Source organism: Verruconatronum alginivorum (assembly GCF_056590205.1).
The window spans coordinates 422,835-438,211 of sequence record NZ_JBWPVQ010000001.1; the positions used below are offsets into that span (position 1 = coordinate 422,835).

Here is a 15,377-nt window from a genome sequence, read left to right on the forward strand (position 1 = left end):
ACTGACAAGGAAAGCGGCTCCTATCTGCGGCCATCCGCGGCCATCTGCGGTTCCCTTTTTTGTCGGATGGGCGGGGCATAAAAAAAGACGCCGGAATGCGGGCCAATGGCCAGCGCCTCCGGCGTCTTTCACACACCCAGTTCGGTTCAAAGGCTCAGGCGGCAACCCGACCGGACCGTTTCCGCCGAATCACCACCAGCCCCAAAGCTATACTCCCGAATAGAAACGCCACCGTGGCCGGTTCCGGAATGATCATCAAATCACCCTGGGAGAGAACGCCGTCGGAGTAGCGGGTCGTGCCGAACACGGAGAAACCGCTATCCATCCCCAGCGTCAGATGCGGGGTGGATTTATTTAGTGAAGTAAACTCACTGCCGAGCATCACCCTCGCATATTGCAGTTCCCCCAAGTCATGCCCGTGGGTCGTTAAATCGAGAAAATAGAAATCAACGAACCGATCCGCAGCATTCTGGCCAGTACTGACGCCGACCGAGAGGTAATAATCACGACCAGCCACAACTTGAAATGGCGAAGCAACAACGTTTCTGTGGGCACCAGTTGGGCTAAAGACCCTCGCACCGACAAATCCATTATCTACTACACCATGCACCTGATTTCCTGGTTCACTTCCCAAGATTCGGAAGAATCGATCGGTGCCACCGGAAACCGTAGTAACATGGAGAAACGTTTCGACCGTAAAGCTGTCCCGATTCAATACAGTATGCGAATGATGACGGATATTTCCTGCTGAAAGGTCGATTCCATAAGTATGATTGGGAAAGGCTGATCCTGGCCCTGTCTGGGGAAGCGTTACCCGCGTCACAGTGCCTGAAACCTGTCGCATGTCCAAAGCTTGGGTAGATGGGCTATACGGTTCCTTTTGATGCCACCAGGTTGATCCGTCCTCGTAATTGTTGATCTCTCCATCCGTTCCCTCCCAATCCCAAGAAAGTAACGGTCCGGCAGACACTGGAGCAGTCCAGAGGGTTCCGGCCATTAACGCCAACAGGCCACCTTTCAGCATTTTTCCAATCGTAGGGGGTTTCATCATAAGGTCTTGTCTCCTTGGAGTTAGAGTTTTGAGACCCGTCCAACCGAAAGCCGGGTCGTTGAATAACGGCGACAAGCCTCAAAAACTCCAGCTCGATCAGCAAAGGGAATTTAGTCAATCGTTGACGAGCATCCCCCTTCCGGCCCGATTTTGACCTTCCCGGCCGCGTCCACCGTCGTCCGATCAGAACAAATCGTAGGCCTGATAGAGATGGATTGACGGGACGCCCTTCCGGCTTCTATTTTGAGGTTGGAGTTAAAACTGTCGGCCGAAAGGGTTCGGACGAGTGCTTGAGACAGCATGACCGGCTCCGGCGAATTCAACGAGGATCTCCTATTCATCCGTTGAATAAAACATCCCGGCATTGGGCCTGTCTTGGGTGATCCTTTCTTTTCCGTCTGTTCCGCGTATTTTATGGTCGAATCAACCTCCGCCGCTTCCCGGAATCCGCGCCGTTTTCCCCCACGACATCAACCGCTATCCGCCGGGGCCACTTCGCGGGTGGTTTTCGCCTGCACCCACCTTCCCTGGATGGTGATCGTCCGCGGCCATTTGGGGATCCCTCGCATATTCAGGTAAATTTCATTTGCCAACATATCGACGGCGGTCGATCCCATCACGTATTCGTTTTGATCGATTCCACTGATCTCCGGACGCTGCTCCTTCTGGTTCAGGTCGACGTATCCGACTTCGTCTGGCACGCCGATCCCCATCTTGGACAACCATTCGAGAATCTGCGTGCCATACCCGTCGGCCAGGATCGCATCGGGCCGTCTCGGCATGAACCACTTCTCGAATGCGGGAAAATCCAAGCTGGCGGAAATCAAGGGCGCGAAGCTTCGTCCCTTGTTCCGTCCAGTGGCCTGGAGCAGATGGCCGAGTTCCCAGGCGCGCCGCACCGAGTCGTTGGCCCGGGTCGACAGGCAAGTAGCGATCCGGCGGTAACCCCGTTTCCGGAGTTCCCGAAAGGCCAGGGAGATTCCGCTGAAGTGGTCGAAGGCGATCCGGTGGAGAGAGGGGCTGGTCAGGGTGTAACCCATCGCCACCGCCGCCAAGGAATCCCAATCGAGATCGAGCCTGGCGTGGGAATTGTGAAAGGAATAAACGATCACCCCGTCGACGTTCCTCGCCCGGAGAATTTCGTTCAACCGCGCTTCGCTGCCGATTCCTCCGGCCAACGGAAATTCTTCGAACGTGTATCCGAGTTGCGCGGCCCGTTCTTTGGCTCCGAGCAGAATCGGGGAAGCTTCACGCCGACGCGGATCGACGTGCGGGGTCACCAAACCGAGGCTGATCAAAATTTGACTCTGACTCCCCCGGACCGTCGTCATCAACTGGGCCAGTTTTGGGTTCGGCCGATAGCCCAATTCCTGCGCCGCCCGCTGGACCTTTTTCCGTGTCGAGGGGGGCAAACGGGAATCGTTTCGCAAAGCCAATGAAACGGTCGATAGCGAAACACCGGCCGCCCTCGCGACATCCCTCAACACCACGCGATCGCTCGTTTCCCGTCCCATAGAAATTCTCCGATTGAACGACAGCTTCAGAGTGCTATTTTTTTGAATCCCCCTAAAACAAATCGTCGGCTTGGTAGAGGTGGACGTTCCCCCAAATGCCGGATTCACCCGCCGAGGCGTGGGTCCGCACGACGAGCAGATTCTGACGGCCCCAGCGGATCTGAGCCGGATCGATTTCCACCGTGAACGACCGGTGCCACAACTCGCTGACCGGACGTTCTTCCGACTCCACCGTGTGCTCCCCGACCAGCTTGCCGTTGACGTAAACCCAAGCTTGCTCGTCGACTCCTTCGAAATGAACCTGCACGGTCTGGCCACGCCAGGAATCGGGAACCGTGAACACCGTCGCATACCAGCCGTGGCCGTGATAATTACCGATCTCCGTTTCGCTCAACCGGGCCGGAACCGGGACTGGCCTCCAAATCGAATCGTCGATCCGCAACTCGGGATCTTCTCCCATTCTGATTTGCAATCCTTTCTCGGTCGCGGAATCATCCGGAAAGTACCATTGTTCCTCCATTCCGACATCATCGGGGTCCTGGCGGAAATACCATTGGTCCCACGGATCCTCTTTCCGGCGTCCCCGGTCGACCGCCTTCTCCGTCAAATCGCCGAGGTCGGCGTCGAGGAGCGTGCCGATGTCGATCCGTCGGTTTTCAATCCGGGATGCGGCGATATAATCAGCAATGAACAGATGCTCATGGTCCCGCCGAAATCGGATCAACTCCTCCAACGCCGCCCGTGCCTTTTTCATCCGTTCCCCATCACCGGTCGGCAATGCCCCCTGCCGGTCCAAGGTTCCGATAAACCGTGCCGACAACCGGGCATGTTCCAGTCCCGCTTGGAGAAAGCGAATCCGCTCGGCGTATTCAGAGCGCGGATATTCCACCACCGTCGCCAAGGCTTCTTCCAAAAACTTCGCGGCCGGCTCAAACGATCTCGGAGGATACCGGTCGTTGGCGGTGGTGGGGTTGTTGTAACCGACTCCGCCCCGGGAGGCTTCATTGGCGGAATAGTTTTCCCAGTAGTCGAAGTAGCGCTCGACGAGGTCCGCCGCCGGACCAAAGGCCGAAAAATACTCCCGGCGCAACTCGCTGATATCCGCCGCCGGGTCGACCGCCAACCGCATGTGAATATAATACATCGGACCGCTCACCGCCCAGTGAGCCCAGAGGCTGTCGAAGTCGAACCCGACCATCCCGTTCTCGGCCGCGAATTGAAACATCTCTGCCGCCTGCCAGGTGCTCAGATGGGGCATGACGTATCCACCGAGCAGATAATTCGGCCGATAAGCCATCGTCACCCCGAGCCCGCTCCATTTCCGCCACTGCGCTTTATTCCAGGCATGGGCTTCGTCGCTCATCGGGTAATAGGTGATCGCCGGATTCCCCCACGGCACATATTCGCCATAAACATTGCTCAGATTCACCCGCTTCGCCGGAGCCGGTTTGTAGTTCCAATAGAGGAAGGTCGTCACCTGCACGTTCGGATTCCGCTTCACCGCCAAATCCCGGACCTCCTTCCAAAACCGGGCATACCGGTCGGAAACCAACGGCTGGTAACGGGCGAAGTCAGGCTGCTTCTGGGGGACATCCCACGACTCGCAGACGGGACATTGGCAAAACACCCGGTCGTCGACTTCGCCGAGACTGAGAACATCGCCGCCATCCCAAATCTCGTTCACCAAAAAGCGATGGAGATCCCGGTTCGAAACACACATCGCGACGTGACGCCGCTGCCGTGCGGAAGCGCCCGGAGGCGGACCGCGCTCGCCATCTTCCCGCATCATGAACCATTCCGGATGTTGGGCGCCGTAACGCTCCCACCAACCGGAAAAGAAATGCCCGACCTCTGGTTTTTGTTCGGTGAAACCAATCCGGTGCCGCGCCAGAAACGGATACAACGCATCCCCGTAGGCGCTCAACCCTTCGGGAGAAAACGCCAACCGGGCGGTTTCATCGTCGTAACCCCGGTTGATCGCATTGCTGATATGCCACGCCCGGTAACGACGGAACTGATACACGGGTTCGACCACTTCATTCAGCGGTCCGGCCACCACCAACCGCTCGGTCTTCGGCACCTCCATCCCGAGCTCTCCCGGCCAAAACCATTTCACCCCGACAAACCGCTCCAACACTTCATAAACACCGTAAAGCGCCCCCGCTTCAATCCGATCATACAACGTGTTCCTGCCTCCCCGACCAGACAGATCGAAACGCTGCCGCGGTTTCTCCTGGCCCGCAATGAACAGGTCACCGTCCAACGTGAGCAAATGAAAGGAATCGGCGGGCAACCCCTCCAAGTCGATCCCCGCCGTCCCGGCGGCCCGGGTCGCCCCGAGAAAAATGCGACCTCCGTCCCAGTCACCCGGCAAATTTGATTCAGTGACCACCTCGAGATCGACTCCCGTCGCCTTGGCGACATGGAGCGTCAACTCCTTCGCCGCGTAAGCCACCATCGCGCTCGGCACGTCGGCAGTCACCACCAACACCCCCGGAGCCCCCTCCTCCACCAGGACAACCTCTCCCGCGGTCGCCCGAATCTGCGCCGGTCCCTCCGAACACCCCGCCGCCAAAGCGAGCAAAACCGCCCCAAACAACCCAGCTATCGCCGTATTCAAAAAATCCTTTGCCGAATGAATCATCACACCATTACCCATAAAGACTGTTCCGGCTTGCACGGCGACCGATCACTCACGCACCCCGCCATTCTTGTCCATGGTCCCGCCCCTCGCGGAAACAGATCCCCTCTTGAGAGGGGGGGACCGCTCGCCAGAGCGGTGGGGTGTGTTCCGATTTATTGGATACAACCCCACTATCCAAACCGCTCCGACTATGAAATTCAAATAAAGCAAACGAAGGAAGCGAAGGAGACCGAACCTCCAAGGCGACGACGCCCCCTTCGCTTCCTCGTTTTTGCTATTCAACTCCTCTTCCGACGACGAAGAGCCAAAATACCCAGGACTCCCAATCCGGCGATCAAAGCATAAGTCGACGGCTCGGGGATAATTTCCAGCGTGGTGGCATTAGTCCCATAATGCAAAATGAATAAATAACCCTCGTAACCATCGAGAGTGCGAGCCGTTCCGTTTTCCCAGCCAGCAAAACCGATGTTCGTCTCTCCATCGATCGCACTAATGGCACTGTAACCCGAAAGAATCGTGTATTCTCCTAAGACCGGGGCACCCCCGAGGAAGTTAAGCTCCAAGTTGACCGTGCCAGTAAGTATGACTGCCGGAACCTTGTTTCTGTCCGTTGTATCTACTTGGGCAAACAGCAATTGGTCATGCTCATTCGGATTGAGAAGGTCCAAGTGAAGCGCTGATCCATTTTGGAAACTCAAATCGAAATTGGCAAACGTCAAGGCCCCGACCTCACCCACCCGGCCGGGATTAACAATGCCTCGATCACGGATGCTCTGAGTGAATAGGAGGTTGGATGTGTCCGTTTGCTGCACGCCAATCCGGCCGTTCCCAGTCAAGGTAGCGGTCGCTCCGTGGTCGCCTACGATCAGGACACTGGCACTCGTGTTACCTCTGGCAATCAAATCCCCATCCATTACGAGTGTACCGCCTTGCACCCTGGTAGCACTGTTGGTCCGTACCTGTAAGCCCGCGTCAACCGTCGTCGTACCGCCATAGTTCGTGCTGAGGCGTAAATTAGTCACCTCGTTATTCACTGCGATTCCGGCAACTCCGCCGGTGAACAACACATCGCCTGAACCGCCGATCTCGACCGTCATAGTGTGCGACCCCGAACGATGAAGTCGACCGTTGATGGTCAACAGATTAGCGGAATGGTTGGTGATGTAATTCGTTAGTCCGGATGAAGTAGCATTAAACCGCAACTCAGAGTGCGGGTTAATGGTGACCGCCCCGGCTCCAGCCTCAACTACGATGCTGGAAACGTTCTGAAACTCACCTCCCGCCGCAATGCTATAATCGACAGGCGTTCCACTCCCGCCAAACAGCATACTACTAACACTAAAATTCCCTGGTGCACTCAGATTGGCGGTTCCCACCCCGGACGCCGGAAAGACCGCTCCGAGCGATGCGCTCGGCACGCCATTTGACCAGTTGGCTGCATTCGCCAAATTGTCGGGATCGCCTTCTGCTCCACCGATCCAAGTCGTGCTGGCGGAAACATGCAAGGCGGAGGCGAGAAAGAGAGCGAACGCGGTCCCGGCGGCGCCGGAACGGCTCCCCGGAAGTCGGGAAGCGAGAGAGGAGCTGGATACGTTGGTTTTATGTTTCATGTTTTCGAGATAAAGTGCTTCTTGGTTTGCTAAAGGAGCCCGGACATTCCTGCCCGGGTGTGGACGGACAGGAATGTCCGTCCTCCTTTATGTCGATCACTCCTTCGGCTCGACCCGGAGCCGGAAGAAGCGACGCTCTTGTCCGGAGACCGGTTCGTCGTCGAAATAAGTGACCGTGTCGATTCCATTGTCCGTAGTGGTGACGAAATCTCCCGTTCCCGGAGTCCAATCGATCAGGTCGGTGGAGACGTCCACGTTGTATTCCATGTCGTCGATGTCCGACGGACGGCTGAACGTCACCGTCAGGTAATCGTTGCCGCCGACGGTTTGGATCGACTCGTTCAAATTGATCACCCCGGGGGTCAACGGATCGAGCCCCAAGGCGTATTCCAACAAGTTCGGAATGCCGTCGCCGTCCGGATCAGCGGTCGGACCACTGATCGCCGGATTCCCATAAGCGTCGGTGAACCGATCTTCCGCCCACGCGTCATACCCGGGAGAAACCGACGGAGGCCCGATCGGATCCCACGCGGCGACGCCGACATGGGGGCGTTCCCCTGATCCGGCGGTGAAGTTGACCGATTCCCGGACGTCGCTGACCGGATCGTAGGAGTAAATCGCGGTGTCATCCACGACATAAATGAGTTTCCCGGACCCGGTCCTGCTCAATCCGTAGGCTCGTGCGACCCCCGCTTCCTGGTCGACCAACATCGTCACAGTACCGGTCGTGATATCACCGTCATCAGTGCTGAAATCATAAACGGCCAACTGAAATTGCTCATACCCGGTGAAATAAAGTTTCTGTCCGGCGGCATCCAGGGCGAGTCCGTAATGATTGCTCGGTGCGACACTTCCATTTTCAACCGAAAGATCGGCGACAACGACGTGCGTCTTTTCCGCGATATTCGTCAGACGGAGGTTATCGTCGTTCTCATTGACAGATAGAAGGAAATTGTCACCGAAGGGAACCAGCCCGGTTGTTCCCGAAATCGGATTCCCTAGAGACTCGACCTCCCGGGTCGTCAGATCGACAGCGTAAAGACCGCTTATGTATTCCGAGAAGTAGAGCATGCCGTTCGATTCGTCGACCACGACGAACTGGGGGCGGAAGTTCTGGGTGCTCATCTCGGCAGGACGTCCGGCGAAAATCTCCGCGCCCGACCCATCGCGATTCGCCCGCCAAACCGCACCGGGCTGTGAAACATTCCCCTGCCCGAGATCGATCCAGTAAATGTGATCAGCGGTGACGGTGAGCCCGAGCACCTTGCCCTGCATGACCTCATCATTGGCTACCGTGCCGTCGAAAATCACCCGGGTGTCCGAACCGTCCAAGGCGGAACCCATGACGCGCGCCCCTGTCCCGTGATTTCTCCCCCCCCAATACAATACGGGATCCGGAGTCGGATCGGGATCCGGCAACGGCTCGTCGCCGGAAACCAGCACCGTCAACGTCGTCTCGTTCGTGCCGTAATGAATTTGGAAGACATAGTCCCCGATCGAAATTTCCGCGCCATTCGGCAATCCGGCGAAGACCCCATCGATCGCGTCATATCCGGACAAAATTGTGAACACCGAATCAACCGGGGCGAAGAAATCGGGCAGCAGATTCAACTCCAACTCCACGTCGCCCGACAAAACCAGTGTCGGCACCACGTTGTTGCTGGTGGTATCAATCTGAGCGAACAAAAGTTGGTCATGATCCTCGGCATTGAGTAGATCGAGAAGAAGTTTCGATCCGTTATTGAAGGCGACGTCGAAATTTACGAATTCCAACACGCCGGTTTCCCCGACCCGACCGGGTGCCACGACGCCTTGATTGTTGATGTTCACTGTCAAGGTGCTGTTCGTGGTCTCTGTCGGTTGTTGGCCGATTCGACCGTGGCCCGTCAAAACTGCTAAGGAGCCCTGCCCTCCAACAGTGAGAAAATTGTTATCCGTGCGAAACACTCCGTCCAAGGCGAACACTCCTCCGTAGATCCGCGCGATCAGACCTGGTCTCACATCCAAACCGGCATCCACCGTAAATTGACCGGACATGGTTGACGCGACCCTCAGCGTATGAATATCGGTGCTGACACCAATTCCGCTGTATCCTCCTGTGAGTAAAACATTTCCCGACCCGTCGAAAACCAAGGTGGTGGTGGCGTCCCCGGATCGCCGCAACTGGGCGTTTAGAGTCAACAAGTTATCGGAGTGATTGGTGACATAATTCGTTTGCCCCGATTTAAATCTCAACAATGCCCCAGGGCTGATGGTGTGAGCACCGGAACCCGCTTCGACGAGGATGCTCTGCACATTGTGAAACTGGGTCTGCCCTCCCGCCGTGATCGAATAACTCAGCGGTTCACCTTCGGACGTTCCGGGGAAAAGAAACGACTCGATATGGATGCTCGACCCACTGATCGCCGGATTCTGGACACCGGTCGCAGGGAAAATCGCTCCGACAGTTTCAGTCGGCAGACCGTCCGTCCAGTTGCCGGGTTCGGAGAGAACATTATTGACCGCTCCGGTCCAAGTGGTGGTGCTGGCGGCCATGGTGAGCGCCGAGGCGAGCCACGCGGCCGACAATGCGGCGAAGACGCGGGCACGTCGCCCCTCGCGGGCAGGGTGAGATGTAGCGAGAGTAATCATGATTTCCTTCGAATTGCTGGGTTTTAGTTCAGGGCTTTCCCTCTCAATAGGATTGATGACGAGTGAACCAAGACCCCGGACTCTCCACAAGAGATCCATCGCGTTAGCGTAACGAAACGGAAAAAGTCAATGACCCGGCTCGCGCACTCCGCACGTCCACCGCCGGCGGCTGAAGCGCGCCGCTCCGTCATCCGGCGAAAGCCGGGATGCTACCGGAACTTCGTGCTTTAGCCGAAGCACGTCGGCAAAAGCGATCCTCCCAACACTTCGCTCGGGCAACGTGACGGCGCCTGAAGCGCACCGCTCCGTCATCCGGCGAAAGCCGGGATGCTACCGGAGCTTCGTGCTTTAGCCGAAGACCGTCGGCAAAAGCGATCCTCCCAACACTTCGCTCGGGCAACGTGGCGGCGGCTGAAGCGCGCCGCTCCGTCATCCGGCGAAAGCCGGAATGCTACCGGAGCTTCGTCTCACTCAACCGGACGCAACAACGCCTCGGGCGATGGAGCCAATAGCGGCGGAATCCCGCGCAGGTCGATGTAAACGTCGCCGAAATGCATCCCGAGAGTCGAAGGACGGGAGATCCGGAGGATCCAAACTTCCCCGACACTCGGGGCCGGCCCGGGATACTCGATCGCCAATTGCTGCACCCCGGTCACGTTGTCACGGTGATAAACCACTTCGCCGGCCGGATTGATCAACTCGACTTGCACCCCTTCGTTCGATCCGTCGCCGGCGATCTCCACCGCGAATTCTTCCGTGTGGCGCGGCACCCAAAAATAATGATCGCCCGCCGGGGTTTTCAGGTTCACCCGCTCGTCGGCTATACCGATATTGACCCGGTGGGTGCTCTCAATCACCGACAACAGGTTTTGGTTCGGATTCGCCGTCACGAAATAAAGGCCCCCGGCGACCGCCGCGAACGTCACATCCGTGTCCGCTTGGAACGGGATTGAGGTCTGGTGCACCGTCGTCCCCGATTGATCAGTCACCCGAACGTTCAACGGTCCCGATTCGAAACTCGCGAGCTGGGCGAACCGCAACCGCATCGTCACACTCTCCCCCGCCGGGGCATAGACCGCGAACAACGCCTCCCGGTCCGCCCCGCGCGAGCGCACCCGCCCCCGGGTATAACCGTAGTCTGCCGGATTGCCCGCCATCACCGGTTCGAACTCAATCTCCGCCAAATTCAACCGCGGGAGATCGATCCACTCCGGGGTCGAAATCCATTCGGCCAGTTGCTGCGGCGTGAGATCTACATTAACGACCTCCCCGGGCGCCGGATTCAGAATCAGATTTCCCGTAACACCGGTCAGCGGCAATCCCCCCGCATGGTCGACGTATCCGAACGGTATCCGGTCGAGCGGATCCTGGATCAACAGGTTTTCGAAATGAACACCCCCGACAGGATCGGTGGCGCCGGGCGAGCTGTAAAACATCACCGGTCGCCGGTCGCCGAATGTCATCGCCGGTTCGATCACTTCGCAATCGATGAGCCGCAATTCCGGACTTTCCGCCGGTTTCTCAATCGCGATCCCACGTCCGGTGCTTCCTTCAAAACTGCACCCGATGATATCAATCCACCCTTCCAGCAAGCGGTCCGCCGCCGAATTCACCCGCACCCGCAGACCGTCGCGGTCTCCTTCCGACCGACAATTTTCCAACAAAATCGAAATCGGTTCGTCCAGGTCCGACACCCAGATCACGTATCCGGCCCCGGCGTTGTTCCGGGTCAGGCAGTTTCTCATCACAATGTCCTGAAGAAGATGATACGGCCGGAACGGCTCGAAATCAATCCCGGCCTGAGGCGGCGCTCCGCTGGTTTGCTCCAGAATCGTGTTCTCGATCAACAAGCCGCGCACACTGATCACGCTGATACCTTGACGATGATTGTCGCGGCAGATCACGTCCCGGATCACAATGTTTTCACAATAGCGGGGCATCGTCGTCCGGGTCGTCCCCTGGCTTCCGGCCACCCCGATGTAAATGCCGTCGCCCCCGCTCGCTTCCAGAATCAACCCGGAGATTTCGACATTCTTCGCACTGAAGAGCCCGATCAAATGCCGCCATTCGCTCGGGGCGTAAGGCGCGTTCTGGTAGTCGCTCTTGCGCATCCGCAGCGTCGAGCCCCCCCCTTCCAGCCGAAGGTTCTCCACCTCGACCGCCGCGAAAAGAAAATCGTGGATTCCGAGAAACCGTCCTTCGATCGCCTCGACCACCGTCCCTTCTTTAAACCGGATCGTCTGGTTGCCCGCCAAGCGGATCGTTTCCCGCATCATCCACGGGGTCCCCATGTCCGGCACGGTCAACTCCCGAGCCCCCGACTGGATCGCTGCCTGCAACGCATCCGTCGCATCGGCCGGGTCGAAGCCCCACCAAGCCGCATTGGCCCAATCGATTTCTCCCGACTCGACCCGCTGGACCATCGCCGGATTCGCCTCGTTGCCGTAACGTTCCCACTCCGACACGCGGTAAAACCGCCGCGCCCGTTCGGTTGCCCCGACATCGACCACAATCACGTCTTCGTCCATGTCGGTCGTCCGCTCGGTCAACAGGTTCCAATGTATCAAATCATCGGATACCTCAACCCGATAAGTCCGGTCCGCCAAACCGGCGAAACGCAGCTCAAAATCTTCCGTCTGTTCGGCGAACCCGAATTCGTCGATGCCGAACCTCCGCTCCGGCCCGGGGATCACCGTCAACGTCGTCGCCGACGGCCCGTAATCGACCCGGAAACGATACCCTTCGGCGAATCCGTCCAACGTCCGCTCCACCCCGTTTTCCCAACCGGCGAACCGCCCGGTCAGGTTACCGTAGCCCGAAAGGATGACATATTCTCCACCCGCCGGGCGACTGCCGAAAAAGCGGAGGTCGAGCTCCACCCCCGCCCCGCCGGTGGCGAGGGTCACCGAAGGGGTCGAGTTCACTTGCAGAAACTCGATGCGGTCATGATACCCGGGATTAAGCAGATCGAGTCGCACTGTCGAGCCGGCTTGAAAATCGACCAATTGATCGGCGAACCGCAGTGTTCCGACCGCACCCGACCGACCCGGATCGACGACTCCCCCGGAGTAGATGCGCACCGGCATCGCCGTCGCTCCCCGGCCGATCTCTCCCCGGCCGGTCAAAACCGCTTCCGCTCCTTCGCCCCCGACGTGGAAATAAAAGCCGGCCCCGGGATGCGAACCGTCCAACACCAACGTCCCTCCATGAACTTCGGTCCGGTTGTTTCGATTCACGCTCATCCCTTCCGCGACGATCACCCGCCCCCCCATCCCCGGAGCCAAGCGGAAGGTCGACACCTCGGCATGGACCACCGATCCATTGAACCCTCCCGTCAGGATGGTGTCTCCCGAGCCGTCGAACTCCAAGGTGAGACTGAACCCTCCGGTCCGATGCAACCGCCCGTCGAGGGTAAGCGGCCGATCCGAATCATTGACAATTCGTCCAGTCGCGCCGTCGCCCAAAAACCGAAAGTTGCTACCAACGTCGATCGTCACCTGCCCGGCCCCCGCCCCGACGTGAATGCCGGTCAAGGCCTGCAACTGGCGCTCGCCTCCCAAAACGATCGCGTAATCGAGCGGGATTCCCCCGTCCGTCCGGGCCGGGAACACCAACGAATGCACCGTCTGCGACGCGGTGACGCTGATCGCCGTTCGGCTCACCCCTTGGGCCGGGAAAACCGCGCCGGTGGCGGCGTCCGGCAATCCGTCCGACCAATTGCCCGGCACGGCGGAGTTCCAGACGTTGTCCACGGATCCGGTCCAGGTGGTGGCGGGGACATTTCCGTTAATGACATTTGCGGCGGCCAGGGAAACCGTCAGCACCGCTCCCGCGGAAAGGCCGACACCTCTTAAAAGATTGAAAAGGCTCATAAACTTAAAAAATGAAAATGGGGCTTTCCGCCGCAAAATACCATGGACCTCGGACGCGGGCAGTTGTTGCGGCGATTTCGACCCATTCAACGACGGAATAGCCACCCTCACAATTTCCAAAAATACGTTACCCTAACTAAAGAACCCTTGACGCTCCCCGGTCCCCCTCCGGATGATCATGCGAGTCCATTCGTGGTTAACCGTTTTTTCTTCCCGCCATGCCCGACCGCATCACCTTAAAAGACGTCGCCGATAAAGCCGGGGTTTCGATCATGACCGTTTCCCGGGCCTTGCGGAGGCACAAGGGGATCTCCGACGCCACCCGCGACCGGATCCGGCAACTGGCGGAAGAGATGGGCTACCGACCCGACCCGAAGGTTTCGGAATTGATGTCACGTCTGCGTTACCGTCGTCCCTCGGACCGGACCGAAACCCTCGCGATGATCTGGCCGCATTGGCAGACCCAAATTTCAACCGCCGTCGGCATCCAGACCCGCGCCGCCGAACTCGGTTTCCAAGTGGAAGACTTCCGAATCACCAGCAGCAATCCGGCCCGGCGGATCGACCGCGTCCTCTGGAACCGCGGCATCCGGGGAATCATCGTCGGCGTGGTTCCCCATCCGCACAGCGAACTCGATTTCCGCTGGGACCGTTACGCGGCGGTCGCCCTCGATTACACGCTGGAAAACCCTTACATCCACCGGGTCGCCACCAATCAATACCAGACCATGACCACCGTTCTGGACAAGCTCCGCGCCCTCGGTTACCGCCGGATCGGCTTGGCGATGGAGCGGCAGATGGACGATCGGGTCAACTACCTTTGGCGGGGAGGTTACCTCGCCTACCACTCCGTGCACCCGGAACTCGAACAACTGCCTTTCCACCTTCCGGACGAGTTCGCGAGTGCCCCGTTGCTCGAATGGATCAAGAAGCACCGCCCCGACTGCGTCTTGAGCGCGGGACGGGAAAACCGGGTCTTTGAACTCATGCACACAGCCGGGGTCAAGATCCCCGAAGAAATTGGCTACGCAAGTTTCGACATCAGCCCCGACAATCCGTTTTTCTCCGGCATGAACCAACGCCGCGTCGCTAAAGGGATCGCGGCCGTCGACATGCTGGTTGGGTTTCTCCACGGCGACGGGGTCGGTCTCAGCCAATTTCCTCGAATCCTCCAGATCCCATCCGTCTGGCAAACCGGCGAAACCACCTGCCCTCCGAAACAAACCACAGACAGGACGTAGCGAAGCAATGTCCGTGAAACAGGCATTCCTGCCTGTTCGGTGAAGCGTCCCGCCTCAGCCACATCCTCAGATCTCAGTTCACCCAGCGGCAGTAGTCTTCCCACAAATCTTCCCTTTGGGCGTAGTGGAACGACTGCACACTGCCGTTGCCGAACACGAAGTTGCCAGTCCCTTGGTTTCCATTGCCGCCGTGGCGGAAACGGGCGTCGTCCCGCAAACGAACCCGCGTGAAAAACGCGATCGAACGAACTTCCCCGACAATGGCATGGCTGCTCACATCTGACATGCTCAAGTTGCGCTGGGCGCCGCCGCCGGAGCGGTAACCAATGTCCTCGTTCATCGAGAAATCCGTCGCGAAAGTCCCTTCATTGACCGGATCGGCGGAGGGGCAGAAAAAGACGTGATTGAAATCCAAAACGCCATCGATTCTCGTCGGCGGCACATACCCCTCGTCGGGCAGCACTTGAGTCCAGTAATGCCGGTTGGTCCCAGGCGCCGAAGCCGGTTCCCGTTGGATCGGAATCAACCGGTCATCATGGTCATTCGCCCACAAGACCATCGCCGTGTGAATCTGCCGCAGGTTGCTCCGGCAAACGGAATCCCGGGCCGATTCCCGGACCCTTCCGATCACCGGAATGAGGATCGCCGCCAAAATACCGATGATGGCGATGACCGTGAGAAGTTCGATGAGGGTGAACCCTCGGACGTTTGAATGCAGGAAAGATTTCTTGGACATGACGGCTGGAATGCGGGGATTGGATTGTGCTTCGCGACCGAAATAAACTTTTGAAGCGTTTCAACCAGTAAGCACCAC

At 58.3% G+C, this 15,377-nt stretch carries 8 protein-coding genes; 1 reads left to right on the forward strand and 7 read right to left on the reverse strand.

Going from position 1 to position 15,377, the window contains the following annotated elements:
- Nucleotides 1–154: 154 nt before the first annotated feature.
- The 6 genes from ACWUI2_RS01450 to ACWUI2_RS01475 form a co-directional block, all read right to left on the reverse strand.
- Nucleotides 155–1,051 carry a PEP-CTERM sorting domain-containing protein gene (locus ACWUI2_RS01450; RefSeq protein ID WP_486981080.1) on the reverse strand — a complete coding sequence of 299 codons (897 nt, stop codon included), beginning with the start codon at nt 1,049–1,051 and terminating at the stop codon, nt 155–157.
- A 470-nt stretch (nt 1,052–1,521) separates the two neighbouring features.
- Nucleotides 1,522–2,565, reverse strand: coding sequence for a LacI family DNA-binding transcriptional regulator (locus ACWUI2_RS01455; protein WP_486981081.1), 1,044 nt, complete (start codon nt 2,563–2,565; stop codon nt 1,522–1,524).
- A gap of 52 nt (nt 2,566–2,617) precedes the next feature.
- The gene (locus ACWUI2_RS01460; RefSeq protein ID WP_486981082.1) at nt 2,618–5,209 is read right to left on the reverse strand and encodes a DUF4838 domain-containing protein; all 2,592 of its coding nucleotides are present in this window, start codon (nt 5,207–5,209) and stop codon (nt 2,618–2,620) included.
- Nucleotides 5,210–5,487: 278 nt separating this feature from the next.
- Nucleotides 5,488–6,819, reverse strand: a complete 1,332-nt coding sequence (locus ACWUI2_RS01465; RefSeq protein ID WP_486981083.1) for a PEP-CTERM sorting domain-containing protein — start codon at nt 6,817–6,819, stop codon at nt 5,488–5,490.
- 96 nt (nt 6,820–6,915) lie between these two features.
- On the reverse strand, nt 6,916–9,450 hold the full coding sequence (locus tag ACWUI2_RS01470) for a hypothetical protein (protein WP_486981084.1): 2,535 nt from the start codon (nt 9,448–9,450) through the stop codon (nt 6,916–6,918).
- Between the two features lie 467 nt (nt 9,451–9,917).
- Nucleotides 9,918–13,322, reverse strand: coding sequence for a glycoside hydrolase family protein (locus tag ACWUI2_RS01475; protein ID WP_486981085.1), 3,405 nt, complete (start codon nt 13,320–13,322; stop codon nt 9,918–9,920).
- Nucleotides 13,323–13,540: 218 nt separating this feature from the next.
- On the opposite strand from ACWUI2_RS01475, the gene ACWUI2_RS01480 reads away from it, so the two are divergent.
- Nucleotides 13,541–14,563 (forward strand): LacI family DNA-binding transcriptional regulator, encoded by a 1,023-nt coding sequence (locus ACWUI2_RS01480; protein WP_486981086.1) that lies wholly within the window; start codon nt 13,541–13,543, stop codon nt 14,561–14,563.
- A 73-nt stretch (nt 14,564–14,636) separates the two neighbouring features.
- On the opposite strand, the gene ACWUI2_RS01485 is transcribed toward ACWUI2_RS01480, so the two are convergent.
- Nucleotides 14,637–15,299: a type II secretion system protein gene (locus ACWUI2_RS01485; protein WP_486981087.1), complete on the reverse strand. Its 663-nt coding sequence runs from the start codon at nt 15,297–15,299 to the stop codon at nt 14,637–14,639.
- Between the last annotated feature and the right edge of the window lie 78 nt (nt 15,300–15,377).

Excerpts from the sequence above, each read along its gene's own strand:
- ACWUI2_RS01450 (WP_486981080.1), bottom strand. The coding sequence starts at position 1,051 with ATGATGAAACCCCCTACGATTGGAAAAATGCTGAAAGGTGGCCTGTTG.
- ACWUI2_RS01455 (WP_486981081.1), bottom strand. The coding sequence starts at position 2,565 with ATGGGACGGGAAACGAGCGATCGCGTGGTGTTGAGGGATGTCGCGAGG.
- ACWUI2_RS01460 (WP_486981082.1), bottom strand. The coding sequence starts at position 5,209 with ATGATTCATTCGGCAAAGGATTTTTTGAATACGGCGATAGCTGGGTTG.
- ACWUI2_RS01465 (WP_486981083.1), bottom strand. The coding sequence starts at position 6,819 with ATGAAACATAAAACCAACGTATCCAGCTCCTCTCTCGCTTCCCGACTT.
- ACWUI2_RS01470 (WP_486981084.1), bottom strand. The coding sequence starts at position 9,450 with ATGATTACTCTCGCTACATCTCACCCTGCCCGCGAGGGGCGACGTGCC.
- ACWUI2_RS01475 (WP_486981085.1), bottom strand. The coding sequence starts at position 13,322 with ATGAGCCTTTTCAATCTTTTAAGAGGTGTCGGCCTTTCCGCGGGAGCG.
- ACWUI2_RS01480 (WP_486981086.1), top strand. The coding sequence starts at position 13,541 with ATGCCCGACCGCATCACCTTAAAAGACGTCGCCGATAAAGCCGGGGTT.
- ACWUI2_RS01485 (WP_486981087.1), bottom strand. The coding sequence starts at position 15,299 with ATGTCCAAGAAATCTTTCCTGCATTCAAACGTCCGAGGGTTCACCCTC.